The sequence below is a fragment of the Butyrivibrio sp. genome (assembly GCF_015056685.1).
Taxonomy (GTDB): domain Bacteria; phylum Bacillota; class Clostridia; order Lachnospirales; family Lachnospiraceae; genus Butyrivibrio.
The window spans coordinates 24,273-43,503 of record NZ_SVFW01000017.1 but is presented as its reverse complement, the minus strand read 5'-3'; the positions used below and the strand labels follow the sequence as shown (position 1 = coordinate 43,503).

The following is a 19,231-nucleotide window of genomic DNA, read 5'->3' as shown; positions in this document are numbered from 1 at the left end:
AATTCACCTTTAGGATCAAGTGAACTTTTCCATGTACTTCATGTATCTTACAACCATAAGTGCAATTTTAAAAGTGATAGCATCGTCAAAAACTCGCAAATCTAATCCTGTACTCTTCTGAAGCTTATCCAGTCTGTACACAAGAGTATTTCTGTGGATAAAGAGCTGTCTTGATGTCTCGGAAACATTAAGGCTGTTCTCAAAGAATTTATCAATTGTTGTAAGTGTCTCCTGATCGAAATCGTCAGGGTTCTTGCCACCAAAGATCTCCTTAATGAACATCTTGCAAAGAGGAATAGGAAGCTGATAGATAAGTCTTCCAATACCAAGTTCGCTGTAGCAGATAACCTTTCTCTCATCAAAGAAGATCTTGCCTACATCAAGGGCCATCTTGGCTTCCTTATAGGATCTGCTGACTTCCTTGATCTCGCCAACTACTGTACCGTAAGCGATCCTTACGCCTGAAAGGCCTTCTTTTTCAAGACCTGCCTGCATCTCTTCTGCTGCCTTTGCAATCTCTCCCGGCTTATTGATATCTGTAACATCCTTAACGATTATGATATTGTCCTCATCAACCTCTGTTACAAAGTCAGTACCTGTACCAAAGTGAGTCCTTGCGATCTCAAGGGCATTATTGTCCCTGCCATTGATTGATTCGATGATCATGGCAACTCTCTTGGCATCAGTCTGGATATGAAGCTTTTTGGCTCTGCTGTAAATATCAACCAAAAGAAGGTTATCAAGAAGAAGGTTCTTGATAAAGTTATCCTTGTCGAATCTTTCCTTGTAAGCCACAAGAAGTGTCTGGATCTGATATGCGATCATCTTGCCAAGCATATAGATATTCTCACCGCTTCCTGTGCAGATAAGAATATACTCAAGACTCTGCTCATCGTATATTTTAAAGAACTGATATCCCTGAATTTCCTGAGAATCAGCCGGAGATTCCACAAAGTCCCTTGCAGCAGCTGAAACATTGACAACGTCACTGCTTGTGGAAGCAACCTCCTTGCCATCAATATCAAGCACAAAAAGATCTACATGTGCTATGTTTTTTAGTCCATCAATGGTATTCTGAAGAATTTGATTAGAAATCATTTCACACTCTTTCTGAAGAGCTTTTATGCTCTACTGAATTATATACATTAGCATTTTAATATAAATGTACAAAAAAATCCACCGATTAATAGTCCTTTTTTGTATATATTTTTAATTTCATAGTCAAAACTTACAAAAACGCCCCAGGGTTTTTGGTATTAACATTTTACGTTAAAGTGCCGATACAAACGATAGGATAAAGTATATTGCGCCTTCGGAGTACTTTCGGAGCGCAGTCGCACAGGAGGTGCCTATGGATATTCCTGCTTTATCGATGGCCCTTTCTCAGAACAAGATTCTGACAGATGTGGGAGTCGCCATGCTTTCAAAAAGCCTTGATGTCATGGAGGACACAGGCAGCTCTTTGGTCGCAGGCATTGATGCTGTATCAGAGTTGTCAGTAAATCCTGATATTGGCGGAAACATCGACATCCGCATCTGACAGCGAGCCATCAAAAAACGCCCTTGGCCATTCAAACAGCCAAGGGTGTTTCATTTTCTTTTACCTTATTGATCACAAAAAGGCCGCAACAAATATCATCCACGCTACTGCAATTACCATAGCAATGATAAGTGGTACAGTTATAAGCCTATAGCCTTGTCTTGGATACATGTGTATGCTATCCACAAAATCTTTTCTGTTTTCCATATCAGCGATCTTATAGACAACGCACAGAGCTATGGCAGTGAATATTACAGCGAGAACAAAGTAAATGCCTATCATCAGGTAGGTGCTCTCATTACCAATTCCGTAATCCGCAAGCACTTCGTCCGCCTCACTCACCACGTCAGGTACGGCATACATGTAGATAACTTCAATGGAATTAAACAAGGCATGGGCAAAAAATGATGACCAAATGCTGCCTGTTGCCTCAACAAGAAGGCAGAACATTATTCCCATTACAGTGCCATAGGCAAACTGGTTAAAATTCAAGTGCATCATTCCAAAAAGGATAGATGACAGAACGATAGAACCGATTATACGGCCTGTTCTCTGATAGCTCTGAAGAATATAACCTCTAAAGACAAATTCTTCCACAAAGGGACCCACAATACCGATTGACAAAAGCATTGACCACATCGGCATAGCAAGGACTTCATCGCTGATAGAGCTCACCATGTTTTCCACAAAAAGCATTGACACTGAATTTACAAAAGACACCAGTGGAAACAGTGTAATAACATAAATTGCTATCATAAACAGTGTCGATATCTTTATTTTCTTAAAAGGTATAACCTCTGTTATCTTTTCTCCACTATAGAGAATGGCTGCGATAGCCGGGATCAGCACCACCAGCTCTGAAAGAGCATTATTGGTAAATATTGAAAGGCTGCTTCCTGTAAGTATGATCCAATAGCTCATAAGCAGTGTAAACGCCAGTGTCGCCAGTATCATATACAGGAAAGACCTGTTGGCTCTCTTATAATTCACTTCCGTATCTCCTTACCTGATAACTATTGAATCTTCCTTTATAGTTATTTTTTCTTCCTTCAAAAGGCGTCCTACAGCTCTTTTGAACTCATTCTTACTCATATTTGTCTTTTCACGGATAAGTTCAGGTGAAGCCTTGTCAGTAAAAGGAATCCTTCCGCCTGCTGCCTCTATCATGGCATAAATCTTCTCTGCGTCTGTATCCATCTGAAGATATGCCTTTTCTCTAAGGCTTAAGTTAAGCCTTCCGTCTTCCTTTACGGAAGTAACTCGTGCAGATACGCTGTCTCCGATCTTTACATTTCCATAGAGCTCTTTTTTAGGGATCAGAGCTGAATATATGTCATCAACAGCTACAAAAGCTCCAAAGTTATCGCTGAGCTCGTATACAGTGCCCTGAACCTTGTCGTCCTTGCCGTATGGGCTCTCATTTAAAAGATATCTGTAAACATTCATGGTAACGCAGAGTCTTGAGCTCTTATCGATATAAAGAGCACAGAGCACGTCGTCGCCTTTTTTAACCTTGGCTGTCTGTTCCTTAAATGGTAAAAGAACATCCTTTTCAAGGCCCCAATCCATAAATGCTCCGATTCTGCCTGTATCTTTTACCTTGAGCCTCCTGACATCGCCAAGCATTATCTTGGGCTCATTGGTAGTTGCTATTGGTCTGTCATCAGAATCCTTGTAGATGAATACCTCGATCTTAGAACCGATATCTGTTCCTGCAGGTACCTGTTTTCCGGGCAAAAGAACTTTCTCTTCGCTTCCCATTTCTTCTGCAAGATAAACTCCAAAGTCTACCTTCTTGATAACTACAAGTGTCTGTTTTTCTCCTAATCTTAACATGTGTCCTCCGTCCTATCGTATGATTACTTAACAATTAGTTCCACTACACATACTGCCTGGCCGTCTGTATTATTCAGACTAACAGTATATATACTATTATCACTGGTTTTATTTTCTATGACAACAGGTTTTAAAATATCACCCAGATGGGCCTGCCTTTTGTATTCAGCCCTCATGGAAGTGATCTTCCCTGCTTTGTCCTTAACAAGGTCCATGGCCATCCTTACATATTGGCCATTATTTACATGGTTATTTGTATCGAGGTTGTGCTTTCTTACAACAATATCCTCGCAGGAGTGGACCTGGCCTGTTTCAGGCACTTTTATCTTCCTGTCTCCATAATTCATATCAAGCTTATCACTAAGTGGATATGCCTCGATTATAATAGGCGTTACCCTTGCCGGTAAATTCTTCTCAAAGTTAAAAAGAGTCCATACAGAGTTTGCTACAGCAAGTCTCTCACCCTCTTTTGTATCCATAAAGAAATTTCTAAGTCCAAGAGCCCCCTTTAGCTCATAGGGGATCGTCCCTATAACAACTTCCTCACAGAGTTTTGGGTATCTTTTTATTTCAATCTGCCAGGAGTTAAGAACCCATGCAAGGTTAAGGCTCCTAAGGTATTCCATTGTAGCCGGCCCATCCTGAGTCTGAAAAGTTGAGCAATCCTGAAAATAGTCAATGAGAGATTCCAGTGTAAGAATTCCTTCACTATCAACTTCACTGTATCTGATCCTGGAATTAAAGGTATACATGAGACACCTCCGCAAAAGCAATAAAGAAAAGTTTTCCTATGATGCAAAAAAAGCGAGATTGTTGCCAATCTCGCTTCACTATGTAAACTGGGCTAGTAGGATTCGAACCTACGTAATGACGGAGTCAGAGTCCGTTGCCTTACCGCTTGGCGATAGCCCATCGACAAGAAATGATTATACGTGAGGTTCCATAAAAAAGCAAGTACTTTTTTAAAAAAATTTATATTTTTTTCTTGGAACCTCACAATCACTTATTTTATCTAGGTTTCACGAGACCTAAATCATTTTCTCACGCAGCGCTGACTACTTTATAGCGACCTGAATCATCCCTCAAAGAGGAGATCTGCGTATGTTGGGAATGGCCAGTCGTTTTTATCAACAAGCATTTCAAGGGCATCTGCAGGTGCTCTAAGTGCATCCATGATAGGTCTGACCTCATCCTTATAGAAGAATGCAAGTTCTCTCTGATCTGAAATTGCAGCAGCTTTTCCTTCATAAGTCTTGAGCTTATCAAGAGCTTTCTTCATCTTTGAAAGATTATCCTGGATCTCTTTGAGCTCATCCATCTGAGGCTTTGCATCTACTCCTGCATTTTTGATCTCATTGACATCTCTTGCAAGTCTTCCTGCGTACTTCATAACTGCAGGAATGATCTGCTTTGAAGCCATATCGATCATAGTAAGGGCCTCGATATTGATTGTCTTTGCATAAGTCTCAAAGATGATCTCTTTTCTTGACTCAAGCTCTGTCTTTGTGTAAACACCGAACTTCTCAAAGAGTTCAATAGCTTTCTTTGTAGTAAGTGTATCAGCAGCTTCAATAGTAGAGGCAATGTTAGGAAGTCCTCTTCTCTTAGCTTCTTTTACCCATGCATCTGAGTATCCGTCGCCATTGAAGATAATGCACTGATGCTCTGTAAGGTACTCTTTAATAATGTCATGAACTTCTGTGTCGAAGTTCTTAGCTTTTTCAAGTCTGTCTGCTGCTTCGCAGAAAGCTTCAGCAACAATTGTATTAAGTGTAGTATTTGAGCTGGCCATTGAATCTGATGAGCCAACCATTCTGAACTCGAATTTATTTCCTGTAAATGCAAATGGTGATGTACGGTTTCTGTCTGTAGCATCTTTCTCAAACTGAGGAAGTGTGGAAACACCTGTCTTAAGCTTTCCACCGCGCTTACTGGACTTAGCTTCACCAGTCTCGATAAGCTGTCTTACAACGTCCTCAAGCTGCTCACCAAGGAATACTGAAATAATAGCTGGCGGAGCCTCATTGGCACCAAGTCTGTGGTCGTTACCAACGTCTGATGCACTCTGTCTCAAAAGATCAGAATGCTTGTCAACAGCCTTAAGAACGCAGGCTAAAACAAAGAGGAACTGAATGTTTTTATTTGGTGTATCGCCCGGATCAAGAAGGTTAATTCCATCATCAGTGCAAAGTGACCAGTTGTCGTGCTTACCTGATCCATTTACTCCTGCAAATGGCTTCTCGTGTAAAAGACATCTCATATGGTGATGCTCTGCTACACGCTTCATTGTCTCCATGATGATCTGGTTGTGGTCTACTGCGATATTTGCAGTCTCATAGATAGGTGCAAGTTCATGCTGACCAGGTGCAACCTCGTTGTGCTGTGTCTTATCAGGCACACCGAGTTTCCAGAGTTCTTCGTTGAGGTCTTTCATGTACTCACCAACTCTTTCTCTGATAACACCAAAGTAATGGTCTTCCATTTCCTGTCCCTTTGGTGGCTGAGCTCCAAAGAGAGTTCTTCCTGTAAAGATAAGGTCTTCACGTTTCATTGACTTATCCCAGTCAACAAGGAAGTATTCCTGTTCCGGTCCAACTGAAACATTGACCTTAGTAGCTGTATCATTTCCGAATAATTTTACGATTCTGAGGGCCTGCTTGTTAATAGCCTCCATTGATCTAAGGAGCGGAGTCTTTTTATCAAGTGCCTCACCTGTATATGAGCAGAATGCAGTAGGTATGCAAAGAGTAACGCCTGCACCTGACTCCTTTAAGAATGCGGGAGAAGTGATATCCCATGTTGTATATCCTCTTGCCTCAAAAGTAGCACGAAGACCGCCAGATGGGAATGAAGAAGCGTCAGGCTCTCCTTTAATAAGTTCCTTGCCGGAGAATGATGTGATCATCCTTCCATCTTTATCAGCGCTTCCTACAAAAGAATCGTGCTTCTCAGCAGTTATTCCTGTAAGAGGCTGGAACCAGTGTGTGTAATGAGTTGCGCCATTTTCCATAGCCCACTCTTTCATTGCATTTGCAACAACATCAGCAGATTCCTTGGAAAGCTCACCGCCGTGCTCTGTCACACTAACAACTTCCTTGTAAACATTCTTTGGAAGTCTCTCTCTCATTTTAGCGAGAGTAAAGACGTTCTGACCAAAGATTTCTTCAACATTTACCCTATCACTCATCAATGCATCCCCTTTGGTTAAATTTTTTCTGCCCTATATCTTACAACATGCTTTCCTTTTTTGCTACAAAAAAATATACTTTCCTGCGAGTGGCATTAAATCCATAGGTGCCACTCGCAGGAAAGTATAATTAGTTGTTAGCAATTCTAAGAATATCGTACTTGGATGGAATCTCAGAAAGCTCAAGGTCAATTATCTGCTGAGGATGTGGACATGAGTCGACACTTTCTCCATCTTCTGTGTACATAGCCTTTACAGTGGCCTTTACATCAGTTCCATCCGGTTTCATTATCTCGATCTCATCACCGACAGAGAACTTGTTTCTCTGCTCGATGCGGGCAAGTCCCTTATCATTGACATCGTTAACAATTCCAAGATAGATATACTCGTTAACATAAGTATTGCTGTCGTAAATCTGAGCTTCATCACTTGGCTTTCCAAAATAGAAGCCTGTAGTGAACTGTCTGTAAGTACATCTTGAGATCTGATCAAGGTACCATGGCATGTTAGCTCTGTATTTTTCTTCTGACTCAAAATAGTCATCAATAGCTTTTCTATAGGTTCTGGCAACAGTAGCAACATAGAGGGCTGTCTTCATACGGCCTTCAATCTTGCAGCTGTCAACTCTTGCGTCAACCAGCTCAGGAATATGCTCGATCATGCACAGATCCTTTGAGTTAAAGATATATGTACCTCGCTCATTTTCATAGACAGGAAGGTACTCGCCGGGTCTTTTTTCCTCGACAACTGCGTATTTCCATCTGCATGGGTGAGTGCATGCACCCTTGTTGGCATCTCTTCCTGTGAAATAGTTAGACAAAAGACATCTGCCTGAATAGGAAATGCACATAGCGCCGTGGATAAAGCACTCCATCTCAAGATCTTCAGGAATCTTTTCTGTTATCTCTTTTATCTCTCTAAGTGAAAGCTCTCTTGCAGCAACTACTCTCTTTGCTCCAAGATCATGCCAGAAATTATAAGTCTCATAGTTTGTGTTATTTGCCTGTGTAGATACATGGATATCTATTTCAGGGCAGATCTTTCTGGCCTTCATGAAAATTCCGGGATCAGCAATGATAAGAGCATCAGGTCCTATTTCTTTTAACTCGTGAAGGTACTTGTCCACACCGTCAAGGTCATAGTTGTGTGCAAGGATATTAACTGTTACGTGAACCTTTACACCGTGGGCATGGGCAAATTCAATTCCCTCTTTCATCTCTTCTGGGCTGAAATTTTTAGCCTTTGCTCTAAGGCCAAAGGCGTCTCCTCCGATGTATACAGCATCTGCGCCAAACATAACAGCTGTTTTTAATACTTCAAGGCTACTTGCCGGAATAAGCAGTTCTGGTTTCTTCATAATTCTTTCTCCTAAACTAACTTGGGGTTTACAGTTGGCTCTTTATCAGAGCTTAACAGAAAGTGTCATTCCATCTCCAACTGTAAGTATAACTGTGTTTAACATATCATTGTGTTTTAGTTCATAAAGGTACTCACGCATTCGTGCATGAATGGTTCTGTCCCTTCTTGTCACTGCAAATCTGGACTCTATCACATCTCCGTCCTGAAGGCAGTTATCTGACACCAAGAGGCCTCCCTTATTAAGGATTCTCAGGCAGTCCGGTAAAAAGTTTATATACTGGCCTTTTGCCGCATCCATAAAAATAAAATCATACCCTGGTTGGAGAGCTTTTAATATTTCTGTCGCATCACCTTCCAAAAGTGTGATTTTATTATCTCTGTCGTACTTTATAAAGTTTTCTCTGGCAACAGGTATTCTCTTTTCGTATTTCTCAATTGTTGTTATCTTCGTCTCAGGGCTACTGTACTCAGCCATCAAAAGAGCTGAGAAACCGGTAGCAGCTCCCACTTCCAAAATATTTAAGGGCTTTGACTGAACCATTAAAAATTTCAGAAGGGCCTGTGTATCTTTTCGAATGATAGGTACATCCTGCTGCTTGGCAATTATTTCAAGTTCATCAAGATAGGGCTCATTTCCCCTGTCCAAAGAATTGATAAATGCTTTAATCCTGTCCTGTTCAACCACCGTTTACATCCTCTGAATTCTCTTCTGTTGCCTCTGAAGTCTCTTCCTCAGATGTCTCTCCAGATGTTTCTTCTGTTGAAGTTTCACCGCTCTTTTCTCCGCCGGACATTACAGCCAGCATCTCTTCGGGAGTCATGGTAGTGCTAAGCTCATAGGTACCTGCTTTTTCCATACCATGATACTCAGAAAACATTTCCTGAAGTTTGAAAAGTGTCTTATCTGTTATAAGGCCTACTCCAAAAAGTTTCTCACCTATTTCTTTTGCTGTATCACCATCTTTAATGGTAACTGAAACAGTTCTTCCTGTTCCGGATGAAACCGCTGTCTGGTTAAAAATGTGATATCCGTAGTCATATGCAACCTTTGCATATTTTATAATGAGCATTGCGACAAATATTATGAAAACGACTTTCACAACAGTGTCGAGCAGCCCTAAAAACATCTTTTTAGCATTCATAAAAAGCATTCCCCTTTAAAAGGCATCAGTCATTTGTAGACATGATAATTGGCAATATCATAGGTCTTCTCTTTGTCTTCTTCCAAATATAATCACTTAAAACGTCTTTGACAATATTTTTAAGTTTATTCCAATCATAAATGCCTTTATCAAGTGCACTTATAAGCTCGTCATATACAAGGTCTGTAGCATCATCAATGAGCTTATCTGACTCTCTGACGTAAACAAAACCTCTTGATACAATGCTTGGTCCTGATGTGAGCTGACCGCTTTCCTGATCGATTCCAAATACAACGACGACAATACCGTCTTCTGCAAGATGCTGTCTGTCTCTAAGAACTACATTTCCAACGTCTCCAACTCCGAGTCCGTCAACAAGAATAGCTCCAACAGGAACTTTTCCTTTTACCTTAGCGCTGTTCTCATCAAGTTCAAGCACATCTCCGGAAGTTAAGATAAATACGTTTTCCTTTGGAATTCCAAGGTCCTTGGCAATGTTGCTCTGGGCAATGAGATGTCTGTACTCACCATGAACAGGAATAGCATATTTAGGCTTAACAAGTGTGTAAATAAGCTTAATGTCTTCCTGGCAGGCGTGTCCTGAAACATGAACATCCTGGAAGATAACATCCGCGCCCTTCATCTGAAGTTCGTTGATAATGTTGGTAACTGCCTTCTCATTACCAGGAATCGGGTGAGATGAGAAAATAACTGTATCGCCCTTGCCAATTGTTATCTTGCGGTGCTGGTTGCTGGCCATTCTGCTAAGCGCAGCCATACTTTCACCCTGGCTACCTGTAGTAATGATAACAGTCTTGTTTTCAGGATAGTTTTTAAGCTGATCAATATCAATAAGAGTATTCTCAGGAATCTTGATGCACTCAAGCTTCTGGGCAATATCAATTATGCTGACCATGCTTCGGCCTTCAACCACAACTTTTCTGCCGCATTTATGGGCTGTATTTATGATCTGCTGAACTCTGTCAACATTGGAAGCAAAAGTAGCTACTATAATTCTGGAATTCTCATGCTCCTCAAAGAGAGAATCAAGAGCTCTTCCTACAGTCTTTTCTGATGCAGTAAAGCCTGGTCTCTCAGCGTTTGTTGAATCGCACATAAGTGCCAAAACGCCTTTTTTACCAATCTCTGCAAATCTCTGAAGATCGATAGGATCTCCAAACACTGGTGTATAGTCTACCTTGAAGTCTCCTGTATGAACCACGGTTCCTGCAGGTGAATAGATTGCAAGAGCAGCTGCATCAACGATAGAATGGTTAGTTCTTATAAATTCAACTCTGAACTGTCCAAGATTTATGGACTGTCCAAATTTGACAACTTTTCTTCTGGTCTTTTTAAGGAGACCGTGTTCCTCAAGCTTATGCTCAATGATGCCCATTGTAAGGCGTGTTGCATAGATTGGAACATTAAGCTCATGTAAAACATAAGGAAGCGCACCAATGTGGTCCTCATGTCCGTGAGTTATCACAAATCCTTTTACCTTGTCGATATTTTCCTGCAAATATGTAATATCAGGTATTACAAGGTCGATTCCGAGCATGTCATCATCAGGAAAAGACAAACCGCAATCCACTACAATAATACTGTCTTCATACCTGAAGGCAGTGATGTTCATTCCAATCTGCTCGAGACCACCCATAGGGATGATCTGCAGCTTGGACGCATTTTCAATTTTCTTTTTACTCAAATTAAATCCTCCATTTATATTGGCGGACAAATAGAACCTGCTATCAACTATGCTCCCCGTTAGATATCAAGATCTATTCCATCCTCAGAAAGCAGCTTACGAAAAACACCTGCAACTGCATCCAGCTCCAGATCGTCGTCCACTATTACATAAACCGCTTCTTCATCTTTAATATCGGAGTCGTCGCGTAAAATAAGCGCCTCTCCGTCACCATCTTCTTCATCTGTTACAAGCAGGTAGGTCTTTCCACCAAGGCTTGTCTGTTCAAGGCAGTAGAACTCTACTGCTTCTTCCCCATCGGGACTAAAAATTATTTTTTCCAATATTATTCACCATTTGTTTTGCTGTTATCCAGATAATCCTGAAGGATTACCTGAGCTGCTATCATATCTACGTACTCTTTGCGCTCACGGCCTTTTATCCCGGCTTCATCCATTATTTCATCAGCCTCAACAGTCGTAAGTCTCTCATCCCACATAATAACAGGGATTCCGCATCTTCTCTCTATTTTGTCTTTGAATTCAAGACATAACTCAGAGCGCACAGAGGGAGTCTGATCCATGTTAACCGGAAGTCCAAGGACTATTTTCTCCACCTTAAACTCCTCAATAAGCTCCTCAATGCGCGCTAGCGTTCTTCTTAATTTGTTTTCTTCTTTTCTACGGATGATCTCCTTGGCACCTGCAGTCAATAAAAGCTCATCGCTGAGCGCTACACCAACAGTCTTGGAACCGTAGTCAAGACCCATAATTCGCATATGTTACTTCCAATAAAAATTATTTGCTTGCCCAGTTATTACTCTTGATATACTCAGTAAGCATCTCTTCAACAAGCTCATCACGCTCAACCTTCATGATGAGACTTCTTGCCCCCTTATGGCTGGTAATGTAGGTAGGATCACCAGACATAATGTATCCTACAATCTGGTTAACCGGATTGTATCCCTTTTCGAGGAGAGCATCATAAACAACAGAAAGAACTTTCTTAACCCCTGTTTCAGGCTCAACTTCTACTTTAAAAAATTGGGTGTTTCCTAAATCCTGATCTGCCATAAACTTTCTCCGTTCCTGGAATAATAGGATATTCCTCATATTTGCAAAGGTCTTAAAAGAATAATAAGACACTTATACAGTATTAATATTACACTAACAAAATCAAATAAGCAATGTATCCGCATTTATAAAGGCTGAAGGAGAAACTGTAGTTATCTCCCCTGAATGTGCTCCGTACTTATCTATCTGATTTTCCGGAACCGCAACGCGCACATATCTGTCGGTATGACCTATCATGTAACGCTTTCCCTTTATCTCTTCTTCATCTTCCCAAAGAACACGAAGTTTTTCTCCGATAAAGAGGTTACGATAACATTCTGCCTGCTTTCTTGTCAAGTGAAGAAGGACTTCGCTTCTTGCAGTCTTTTCTTTATCTGTGAGCTGATCCTTCATTCCGGCAGCAACTGTGCCTTTTCTTGGAGAATACTTAAATACGTGCATCTCATAGAAGTCTATATCCGTCACAAACTTTCTGCACTCTTCAAACTCTTCCTCAGTTTCGCCAGGGAATCCAACGATAACATCAGTTGTAATAGCTGGTCTGTCAAAAACCTCCCTGAGTATCCTTACACTTTCTTTAAAGTCTGCAGCAGTATAATGTCTGTTCATGCGCTTAAGCACTGAATCACATCCACTCTGAAGTGAAAGGTGGAAATGCGGACAAAGCTTAGGAATAGCTGCAAGTCTCTTGGCATTTTCTTCGGTGATGATCCTTGGCTCAAGGGAGCTCAAACGGATTCTTTCTATGCCTGCAATATCAGCAATCTGCTCTACAAGATCTATAAGCTGAGGCTGGCCAAAATCCACGCCGTATGAACTAGTGTGGATACCTGTAAGAACCACCTCCTTACAGCCTGCTGCCACAAGTCCCTTGATCTCAGCAAGAATATCCTTCATCTCACGACTTCTTACTCTTCCTCTTGCATAAGGAATAACGCAATATGAACAGAACTGATTACATCCATCCTGAATCTTGATATAAGCTCTTGTATGCTCAGGCATCTGTGTAAGAGTCATGTTTTCATATTCATTAGTATGATTAATATCAATGACAGAATGACCGTTTAATGTCTTGTCATATACATCATTCTTTGCTTCAAGGAATTCGTTAAGAATATCCACGATCTCTGATTTTTTGTTATTTCCAATTGCCAGGTCGATGCACTCATCTTTTTTAACGCCATCAATTCCTGTCTCAACATAGCAGCCGACAGCAACAACAGTAGCCTCAGGATTTTCTTTTTTGGCTCTGTGAAGCATCTGCCTTGACTTTCTGTCTGCAATATTAGTAACCGTGCAGGTGTTGATGATATAGACATCTGCCTTCTCATCAAAAGGCACGATCTCAGCGCCATTTTCCTTGAGTTTCTGGCTCATTACGTCCATTTCATAGCTATTTACTTTACATCCAAGATTGTGAAGTGCAATCTTTAATCCGTTTACGTTATTTTGCATATTAAAATTTCTTTCTAATTTTGTTTTTGTCAAGTCATTGACTTTTGCCGTTACTGCGTTTACTATAAAGAAAAGAAGGAGGTATTTGCGCAATGAAGACCGTAAAAATTTCTTTAAATTCTATCGATAAGGTAAAATCTTTCGTAAACGATATTACGAAGTTCGATTATGACTTCGACCTCGTTTCAGGAAGATACGTTATCGATGCAAAGTCTATTATGGGTATTTTCTCACTCGATCTTTCAAAGCCTATCGATCTTAATATCCATGCAGAAGACGGCGCAGATGAGGTTCTCGAAGTATTGAAGCCTTACATGATCTAATCTTTCCGGATTAGATCTCTTAAAAAAAGTTTATTCAAGACCATCTTAAACTTCGGTTTAAGATGGTCTTTTTGCTGTGAGAATTTAGCGAGGTATTTTCGAGCTTAATTCGAACGCGTTCTGTCGAAGCGAAGCGGAGAACAGAACTTCCTTGAACAAAGATCACTTACTTACCACAATAACTTCATCAGTCTCAAGTGCTACTTTTACAAGTTCATCTATCTTTTCATTCAAAAGCTCTTCATGTCTTCTGATGATATCAGCTCTTGGCTTTGTTACAGGGTGCTTGGCAACAAAGATAGTACAGCAGTCCTCATAAGGAAGGATAGAAGTCTCATATGCATCAATCTTATAAGAGATATCCACAATATCCTGTTTGTCAAATGCGATAAGTGGTCTGTAAACAGGAATATCTGTTACAACTTCGCCAGTGCAGATAAGGCTCTGCATTGTCTGTGAAGCTACCTGGCCAATACTCTCACCTGTTATAAGTCCCATACATCCAGACTCACCTGCAAGCATATCAGCAATTCTCATCATGTATCTGCGCATGATGATAGTGAGCTCTTCGTGAGGGCATTTCTCATAAATATACATCTGAATATCTGTAAAGTTGATAACATGAAGCTTAACCTTGCCTGTGTACTTGGCAATAACTCCTGCAAGATCAACAACCTTCTGTTTAGCCTTCTCACTTGTATATGGAGGCGCATTGAAGTAAACTGCCTCAATTTCAACACCTCTTTTAGCAACCATGTAACCTGCAACCGGTGAATCAATTCCGCCGGACAAAAGAAGCATTGCTTTTCCTGCAGTTCCAATAGGCATTCCACCAGGTCCCGGTATTACCTCTGAATAAATGTTGAGCTTTTCTCTGAGCTCTACATTTATAAGGATCTCAGGATCATGAACATCTACCTTCATCTCATCATAGGCATCAAGAATTCTGGCTCCAAGCTCTGCAGCCATAGCCATTGAATCCATAGGATAGCTCTTATCAACTCTTCTAACCTTTACCTTGAAGGTCTTGTTTTTGTCAGGGTAAACTCCGTCGATGAAGTCAATAACTGCCTTGGCAACGCCATCAACATCAGGAAGACGATTCTCGCTGTCTCTCGCAATAGATACAGCAGGGCAGATTCCTGTAATACCAAAAACAGTCTTCAAGCTGTCAACTGTTTCATTAAAGTCAAAATCCTGAGCGTCGATGTACATTCTTCCTGCAACACGGGTAACATTAAATTTTCCGTCGCATTTTGAAAGAACTCTTCTTATCTGTTTAACTAAAGCTTCCTCGAAAACGTATCTGTTCTTACCTTTAACACCAATTTCCGCGTACTTGATCACAAAAGCATGATACTGCATAAATACCTCTTTCTTTTAATGCCTGTAAAACTTTCTCATGTTAGAAACCTGAGAACAAAGTGTATCCAAAAAATAATCCATTTCTTCTTTGGTAGTCATAAATGACATACTAATACGAATTGTTGATTCAAGCAAATCTTTTTCAAGACCTATTGCCTGGAGCGTGTCTGACACATGTGGATTGTTAGATGTGCAGGCGCTTCCCGCAGATACATAAATATTTTTACTGCTGAGCATGTTAAGCACTGTCTCTGCTGCAAGTCCCCTTATAGAAACACTGATAATGTGCGGTGCACCTTCATTTACTTTTTGGCCGTTTATCTTAATATCAGGAATGCGCTCAAGAAGTGAATCAACTGTGTACTGCTTCAGGTCATAGAGCTTCTTTATCTTTGCATCAAAATCCTCGTAACATTTCTTAGCTGCAAGAGCAAGGCCTGCAATTCCCGGAACATTCTCAGTTCCTGATCTCATTCCCTTTTGCTGTCCGCCGCCATAGCATATAGGAACGATCTTTGTTCCTTTTTTGATATATAAAAAACCAACTCCCTTTGGTCCGTGAATCTTGTGTCCGCTTACAGACAAAAGATCTATATTCATAGTTCTAGGTCTGATCAGGACTTTACCATAGGCCTGAACCGCATCCACGTGGAAGTATGTATCCTTATTAACGCTCTTTATGAGCTCTCCGGCTTTCTGGATCGGCATAAGTGTTCCAATCTCATTATTAACAAACATGATTGAAACAAGTATTGTCTCTTTTCTGATGGCGTTTTTCAACTCATCAAGATCAATAGTTCCTGTCTCGTCTACAGAAAGGTAGGTTATCTCAAAGCCTTCTTTTTCAAGAAAAGCCATTGTCTCGAGTATGGCAGGATGCTCAATCTTAGTTGTAATGATGTGATTACCGCGCCATTTATTGGCCCTTGCCACACCTATAAGAGCCAGGTTATCAGACTCTGTTCCACCGGAAGTAAAAACAATTTCCTGCGGATCAACCTTAAGACTTGCGGCAATTGTCTCTCTTGCCTGTGAAAGTCTCTCGCCGGAAACCATTCCCATGTGATGAACACTGGAGGGGTTTCCAAATTCTTCTTTCATTATCTTTGCAACCAGATCTGCCACTTCATCGTAAGCTCTTGTGGTTGCGGAATTATCTAAATATGCTTCCATTTTTTATGTCCTATTATCCTTCAAGATGATACATTAACCAGGATATGATAGTAAATCCTGCTGTTTCTGTTCTGAGAATTCTTTTTCCCAAAGTAATTGGCTTTATATCGCTCGCCTTGCAAAACTCGATCTCTTCCTCGGAAAAGCCGCCTTCAGGTCCGATAAATACAGCAACGCTCTCTCCCGGCTTTATTCCTTCTATGAGCTTTTTAGTCTCGTCCATATGCTCAGCATTCTCATATGGAATAAGCTTAACATCCATATCTTTTGCGTACTGAACTGCCTCTTTCATGGTCATTGGCATGTGAACATTTGGAATGATGGCTCTTTTGCTCTGTTTAGCAGCAGCTTCCGCTATAGCCTGCCATCTCTTTATCTTGGACTGAGATTTCTTTTCATCAAGCTTTACTACACATCTCTTTGTGGCCATCGGAACTATCTCAAAAGCGCCAAGTTCAACAGCTTTCTGAATTATAAGCTCCATCTTATCGACTTTTGGAAGTCCCTGAAAAAGATATATCTTTGAAGGAAGTTCCTGTGAACCCTCTTCTATAAAGCACAGTTTTCCAATAACGCTGCTGGAGTTTATGCTCTCAATCTCGTAAAAGATTTCTTTTCCGTCCTCATCACCGCGAATGCTGACAGAGAACTGCTCGCCAACCTTCATTCTGAGAACGTTAGCTATATGGTTAAAATCATTTCCGGTGATCTCAACGTTTTTATAATCAGGAGTAATCTGATTACTCTCCACAAAAAAATGATACATCAGTTTTTCCTCGAAGTAATTGAAACCCAGTCTCCCTGATGATGGATCTCAAGTATCTCAAGTCCCGCATCAAGATGTGCCTTCTTTACCTCTTCTTCCTTGGTATTGATAATACCTGAAGTAATATATATTCCGCCCTTCTTTAACTGACCAAGTATTACAGGAGTAAGCGGAACAAGCACGTTGGCTAAAATGTTTGCAACAACTATATCGTATTTATCATAACCAACAGCATCCTGAACTGACTTGTCATCAATGATATTTCCGATCATCATCTCGAACTTGTCATCAGCGATGCCATTATTTTCCATATTCTCTTTAACTGCCGGAACTGCGCACTTATCGAGATCCGTGCCAACGGCATGTTTTGCTCCGAACATAAGGGCAAGAATGGACAGTACTCCGCTTCCTGTTCCTACATCTAAAAGTTCTGTATCTTTAGTAACATACTTTCTGAGCATGCGGATACACAGCTGAGTTGTCTCGTGCATACCGGTACCAAAAGCTGTGCCAGGATCTATATGAAGCACCATGCTGGCCTTCTTGTCATCTTCTGTAGTCTCTTTTTCCCAGGATGGAATAACTAAAACGTCATCGATATAAAACTTATGGAAATACTGCTTCCAGTTATTGATCCAGTCAATATCCTCTGTAACTGATATGGAAATTGTTCCATCTCCAATATCAGAGAAAGTTCTAAGTTCATCGAGCTGCTCCCTGATCTGGCTCTCGATCTCTTCAGGTGTCTTCTTAACTTTGACGTATTCACCGTTTTCATCCTGAAGTTCAACAGTGAGCATATTGTCATCATCTATTTCCAAAAAGAAATTAAGATAAGCTGCACCTGCTTCAATTCCGTTATCTTTCTCATCAGGTTCAAGCTCAGGAGCATCAATAAACATCTGCTCCTTATCTGCAGCTGAAAGTGGAGCATTATCTTCTATCTGTGCCCCTTCAAGTCCAATATCCTCTAAGTAGCTTATAATTATATCTTCTGATTCTTCATTAGTACGAACTCTAAAGCGCATCCACTTCATAGAAAAACCTCCACAAAAAAAACAAAATACAGTAAAAAACGTGAAGCAGATTTTTACTTCCGCTTCACGCGTATAATAACACAAAATATTTAAAATGCCAAAATTACTTAAAGAAACCTTTTTTCTTCTTGCCACCTGAGCCGTCACCACTTGGGTCTTTATCTCCTGCTCCCATCATACGTTCAGCAGCAGTTAAAGAATCTCCGGTCTTCTCATCGAATTTCTTAAGAAGATCCTTAGCTTCCTTTGAAAGCTTCTCAGGTACCTGAACAACCAGTGTTACATAGTGGTCGCCTCTTGTATCTCTGTCCCTAAGTGAAGGAACACCCTTTGAACGAAGTCTTACTCTTGTATCAGTCTGTGTTCCGGGCTTAACATCGTAAGCAACCTTTCCATCAACTGTATCAATAAGAACTGTTCCACCAAGAGCTGCAACCGCAAATGAAACAGGAACCATAGAATAGATATCATATCCTTCTCTCTGGAAAATAGGATGATCAGATACGATAACCTCTACTAAAAGATCTCCTCTAGGTCCGCCGTTAACTCCCGGCTCACCTTTTTCACGGATCCTTACACTCTGACCATTGTCGATACCTGCTGGTATTGTGACTTTGATCTTCTTTCTGCTGGCAATATATCCTGTTCCATGGCAGTCTGTACACTTATCCTTGATAACCTTACCTGTTCCGCCACATTCAGGACATGTCTGAACGTTACGAACAGTTCCAAAGAATGACTGCTGTGTATATACTATCTGGCCTTTACCTCCGCACTTGGAACATGTCTGAGCTGATGTTCCAGGCTTAGCACCTGTTCCATGACAGGTTGGGCAGGAATCTTTAATTGTAAGTTCAAGCTCTTTCTCACATCCAAATACTGCCTCAAGGAATGTGATCCTTACACTTGCTCTTAAGTTAGCACCCTTTGAAGGGCCTGTTCTTGCTCCCTGACGTGACCTTCCGCCGCCAAAGAAATCGCCAAATATATCACCGAATATATCACCAAAGTCAGCACCGTTAAAGTCGAAGCCGCCGTATCCACCGGCACCTCCGTCAAACGCAGCATGTCCAAACTGATCGTACTGGCGCTTCTTTTCAGGGTCACTAAGAACAGCATATGCTTCAGATGCCTCTTTGAATTTTTCAGCTGCCGAAGCATCACCTGGGTTCATATCCGGATGATACTTCTTGGCAAGTACTCTGTATGCTTTTTTTATTTCTTCCTCAGAGGCGTTCTTACTAACGCCAAGGACTTCATAATAGTCGCGCTTTTGCTCTGCCATATATAT

General features: G+C 40.9%; 20 protein-coding genes and 1 tRNA gene. 2 read left to right on the top strand and 19 right to left on the bottom strand.

Annotation, left to right across the window (positions count from 1 at the left end):
• Positions 1 to 15: 15 nt before the first annotated feature.
• Complete coding sequence (locus E7303_RS07825) at positions 16 to 1,098, bottom strand: PucR family transcriptional regulator (RefSeq protein WP_292144634.1); 1,083 nt, start codon at positions 1,096 to 1,098, stop codon at positions 16 to 18.
• Between the two features lie 253 nt (positions 1,099 to 1,351).
• Between E7303_RS07825 and E7303_RS07820 the strand changes: the two genes are divergently transcribed.
• Positions 1,352 to 1,540, top strand: coding sequence for a YjfB family protein (locus E7303_RS07820; RefSeq protein ID WP_022775446.1), 189 nt, complete (start codon positions 1,352 to 1,354; stop codon positions 1,538 to 1,540).
• Positions 1,541 to 1,612: 72 nt separating this feature from the next.
• On the opposite strand, the gene E7303_RS07815 is transcribed toward E7303_RS07820, so the two are convergent.
• From E7303_RS07815 to mtaB, 13 genes are all read right to left on the bottom strand, one after another.
• The gene (locus E7303_RS07815) at positions 1,613 to 2,530 is read right to left on the bottom strand and encodes a CPBP family intramembrane glutamic endopeptidase (RefSeq protein ID WP_292144633.1); all 918 of its coding nucleotides are present in this window, start codon (positions 2,528 to 2,530) and stop codon (positions 1,613 to 1,615) included.
• A 12-nt stretch (positions 2,531 to 2,542) separates the two neighbouring features.
• Positions 2,543 to 3,376 (bottom strand): CvfB family protein, encoded by an 834-nt coding sequence (locus E7303_RS07810; protein WP_292144632.1) that lies wholly within the window; start codon positions 3,374 to 3,376, stop codon positions 2,543 to 2,545.
• Between the two features lie 23 nt (positions 3,377 to 3,399).
• Positions 3,400 to 4,128, bottom strand: coding sequence for an acyl-[acyl-carrier-protein] thioesterase (locus E7303_RS07805; protein ID WP_292144630.1), 729 nt, complete (start codon positions 4,126 to 4,128; stop codon positions 3,400 to 3,402).
• Between the two features lie 87 nt (positions 4,129 to 4,215).
• Positions 4,216 to 4,288 (bottom strand) — tRNA-Gln (locus E7303_RS07800).
• A 163-nt stretch (positions 4,289 to 4,451) separates the two neighbouring features.
• The gene (locus E7303_RS07795) at positions 4,452 to 6,563 is read right to left on the bottom strand and encodes a glutamine synthetase III family protein (RefSeq protein WP_292144629.1); all 2,112 of its coding nucleotides are present in this window, start codon (positions 6,561 to 6,563) and stop codon (positions 4,452 to 4,454) included.
• Positions 6,564 to 6,693: 130 nt separating this feature from the next.
• Positions 6,694 to 7,920 carry a peptidase U32 family protein gene (locus E7303_RS07790; RefSeq protein WP_292144628.1) on the bottom strand — a complete coding sequence of 409 codons (1,227 nt, stop codon included), beginning with the start codon at positions 7,918 to 7,920 and terminating at the stop codon, positions 6,694 to 6,696.
• Positions 7,921 to 7,965: 45 nt separating this feature from the next.
• Positions 7,966 to 8,607 (bottom strand): O-methyltransferase, encoded by a 642-nt coding sequence (locus E7303_RS07785; RefSeq protein WP_022775454.1) that lies wholly within the window; start codon positions 8,605 to 8,607, stop codon positions 7,966 to 7,968.
• On the bottom strand, positions 8,600 to 9,064 hold the full coding sequence (locus E7303_RS07780; protein ID WP_292144626.1) for an endolytic transglycosylase MltG: 465 nt from the start codon (positions 9,062 to 9,064) through the stop codon (positions 8,600 to 8,602). The genes E7303_RS07785 and E7303_RS07780 overlap by 8 nt, the downstream gene beginning before the upstream one ends.
• A 25-nt stretch (positions 9,065 to 9,089) precedes the next feature.
• A complete protein-coding gene (locus tag E7303_RS07775) occupies positions 9,090 to 10,721 on the bottom strand; it encodes a ribonuclease J (protein ID WP_442861647.1) in 1,632 nt (543 codons plus the stop codon).
• Between the two features lie 107 nt (positions 10,722 to 10,828).
• Positions 10,829 to 11,092 carry a DUF1292 domain-containing protein gene (locus tag E7303_RS07770; RefSeq protein WP_022775458.1) on the bottom strand — a complete coding sequence of 88 codons (264 nt, stop codon included), beginning with the start codon at positions 11,090 to 11,092 and terminating at the stop codon, positions 10,829 to 10,831.
• A gap of 2 nt (positions 11,093 to 11,094) precedes the next feature.
• Complete coding sequence (gene ruvX / locus E7303_RS07765; RefSeq protein ID WP_292144624.1) at positions 11,095 to 11,526, bottom strand: Holliday junction resolvase RuvX; 432 nt, start codon at positions 11,524 to 11,526, stop codon at positions 11,095 to 11,097.
• 19 nt (positions 11,527 to 11,545) lie between these two features.
• Positions 11,546 to 11,821 carry an IreB family regulatory phosphoprotein gene (locus E7303_RS07760; protein WP_022775461.1) on the bottom strand — a complete coding sequence of 92 codons (276 nt, stop codon included), beginning with the start codon at positions 11,819 to 11,821 and terminating at the stop codon, positions 11,546 to 11,548.
• Positions 11,822 to 11,923: 102 nt separating this feature from the next.
• A complete protein-coding gene (mtaB, locus tag E7303_RS07755; RefSeq protein WP_292144621.1) occupies positions 11,924 to 13,276 on the bottom strand; it encodes a tRNA (N(6)-L-threonylcarbamoyladenosine(37)-C(2))-methylthiotransferase MtaB in 1,353 nt (450 codons plus the stop codon).
• 92 nt (positions 13,277 to 13,368) lie between these two features.
• On the opposite strand from mtaB, the gene E7303_RS07750 reads away from it, so the two are divergent.
• Complete coding sequence (locus E7303_RS07750; protein ID WP_022775464.1) at positions 13,369 to 13,599, top strand: HPr family phosphocarrier protein; 231 nt, start codon at positions 13,369 to 13,371, stop codon at positions 13,597 to 13,599.
• Positions 13,600 to 13,761: 162 nt separating this feature from the next.
• Here E7303_RS07750 and thiI read toward each other — a convergent pair whose 3' ends face one another.
• The 5 genes from thiI to dnaJ all read right to left on the bottom strand — a co-directional run bounded on the left by thiI (position 13,762) and on the right by dnaJ (position 19,225).
• Positions 13,762 to 14,964, bottom strand: coding sequence for a tRNA uracil 4-sulfurtransferase ThiI (gene thiI, locus E7303_RS07745; RefSeq protein ID WP_292144620.1), 1,203 nt, complete (start codon positions 14,962 to 14,964; stop codon positions 13,762 to 13,764).
• Between the two features lie 15 nt (positions 14,965 to 14,979).
• On the bottom strand, positions 14,980 to 16,137 hold the full coding sequence (locus tag E7303_RS07740) for a cysteine desulfurase family protein (protein ID WP_292144619.1): 1,158 nt from the start codon (positions 16,135 to 16,137) through the stop codon (positions 14,980 to 14,982).
• A 13-nt stretch (positions 16,138 to 16,150) separates the two neighbouring features.
• The gene (locus E7303_RS07735; RefSeq protein ID WP_292144618.1) at positions 16,151 to 16,903 is read right to left on the bottom strand and encodes an RsmE family RNA methyltransferase; all 753 of its coding nucleotides are present in this window, start codon (positions 16,901 to 16,903) and stop codon (positions 16,151 to 16,153) included.
• Entirely contained in the window at positions 16,903 to 17,940 is a 1,038-nt protein-coding gene (prmA, locus tag E7303_RS07730; protein WP_292144616.1) for a 50S ribosomal protein L11 methyltransferase, read from the bottom strand. The genes E7303_RS07735 and prmA overlap by 1 nt, the downstream gene beginning before the upstream one ends.
• Positions 17,941 to 18,043: 103 nt before the next feature.
• A complete protein-coding gene (gene dnaJ / locus E7303_RS07725; RefSeq protein ID WP_292144615.1) occupies positions 18,044 to 19,225 on the bottom strand; it encodes a molecular chaperone DnaJ in 1,182 nt (393 codons plus the stop codon).
• Positions 19,226 to 19,231 lie beyond the last annotated feature (6 nt).

Bases quoted from the DNA above. Each gene is read 5' to 3' on its own strand.
- E7303_RS07825 (WP_292144634.1), bottom strand. From the start codon at position 1,098: ATGATTTCTAATCAAATTCTTCAGAATACCATTGATGGACTAAAAAAC.
- E7303_RS07820 (WP_022775446.1), top strand. From the start codon at position 1,352: ATGGATATTCCTGCTTTATCGATGGCCCTTTCTCAGAACAAGATTCTG.
- E7303_RS07810 (WP_292144632.1), bottom strand. From the start codon at position 3,376: ATGTTAAGATTAGGAGAAAAACAGACACTTGTAGTTATCAAGAAGGTA.
- E7303_RS07805 (WP_292144630.1), bottom strand. From the start codon at position 4,128: ATGTATACCTTTAATTCCAGGATCAGATACAGTGAAGTTGATAGTGAA.
- E7303_RS07795 (WP_292144629.1), bottom strand. From the start codon at position 6,563: ATGAGTGATAGGGTAAATGTTGAAGAAATCTTTGGTCAGAACGTCTTT.
- E7303_RS07790 (WP_292144628.1), bottom strand. From the start codon at position 7,920: ATGAAGAAACCAGAACTGCTTATTCCGGCAAGTAGCCTTGAAGTATTA.
- E7303_RS07780 (WP_292144626.1), bottom strand. From the start codon at position 9,064: ATGAATGCTAAAAAGATGTTTTTAGGGCTGCTCGACACTGTTGTGAAA.
- E7303_RS07775 (WP_442861647.1), bottom strand. From the start codon at position 10,721: ATGGGTGGTCTCGAGCAGATTGGAATGAACATCACTGCCTTCAGGTAT.
- ruvX (WP_292144624.1), bottom strand. From the start codon at position 11,526: ATGCGAATTATGGGTCTTGACTACGGTTCCAAGACTGTTGGTGTAGCG.
- E7303_RS07760 (WP_022775461.1), bottom strand. From the start codon at position 11,821: ATGGCAGATCAGGATTTAGGAAACACCCAATTTTTTAAAGTAGAAGTT.
- mtaB (WP_292144621.1), bottom strand. From the start codon at position 13,276: ATGCAAAATAACGTAAACGGATTAAAGATTGCACTTCACAATCTTGGA.
- E7303_RS07750 (WP_022775464.1), top strand. From the start codon at position 13,369: ATGAAGACCGTAAAAATTTCTTTAAATTCTATCGATAAGGTAAAATCT.
- thiI (WP_292144620.1), bottom strand. From the start codon at position 14,964: ATGCAGTATCATGCTTTTGTGATCAAGTACGCGGAAATTGGTGTTAAA.
- E7303_RS07740 (WP_292144619.1), bottom strand. From the start codon at position 16,137: ATGGAAGCATATTTAGATAATTCCGCAACCACAAGAGCTTACGATGAA.
- E7303_RS07735 (WP_292144618.1), bottom strand. From the start codon at position 16,903: ATGTATCATTTTTTTGTGGAGAGTAATCAGATTACTCCTGATTATAAA.
- prmA (WP_292144616.1), bottom strand. From the start codon at position 17,940: ATGAAGTGGATGCGCTTTAGAGTTCGTACTAATGAAGAATCAGAAGAT.
- dnaJ (WP_292144615.1), bottom strand. From the start codon at position 19,225: ATGGCAGAGCAAAAGCGCGACTATTATGAAGTCCTTGGCGTTAGTAAG.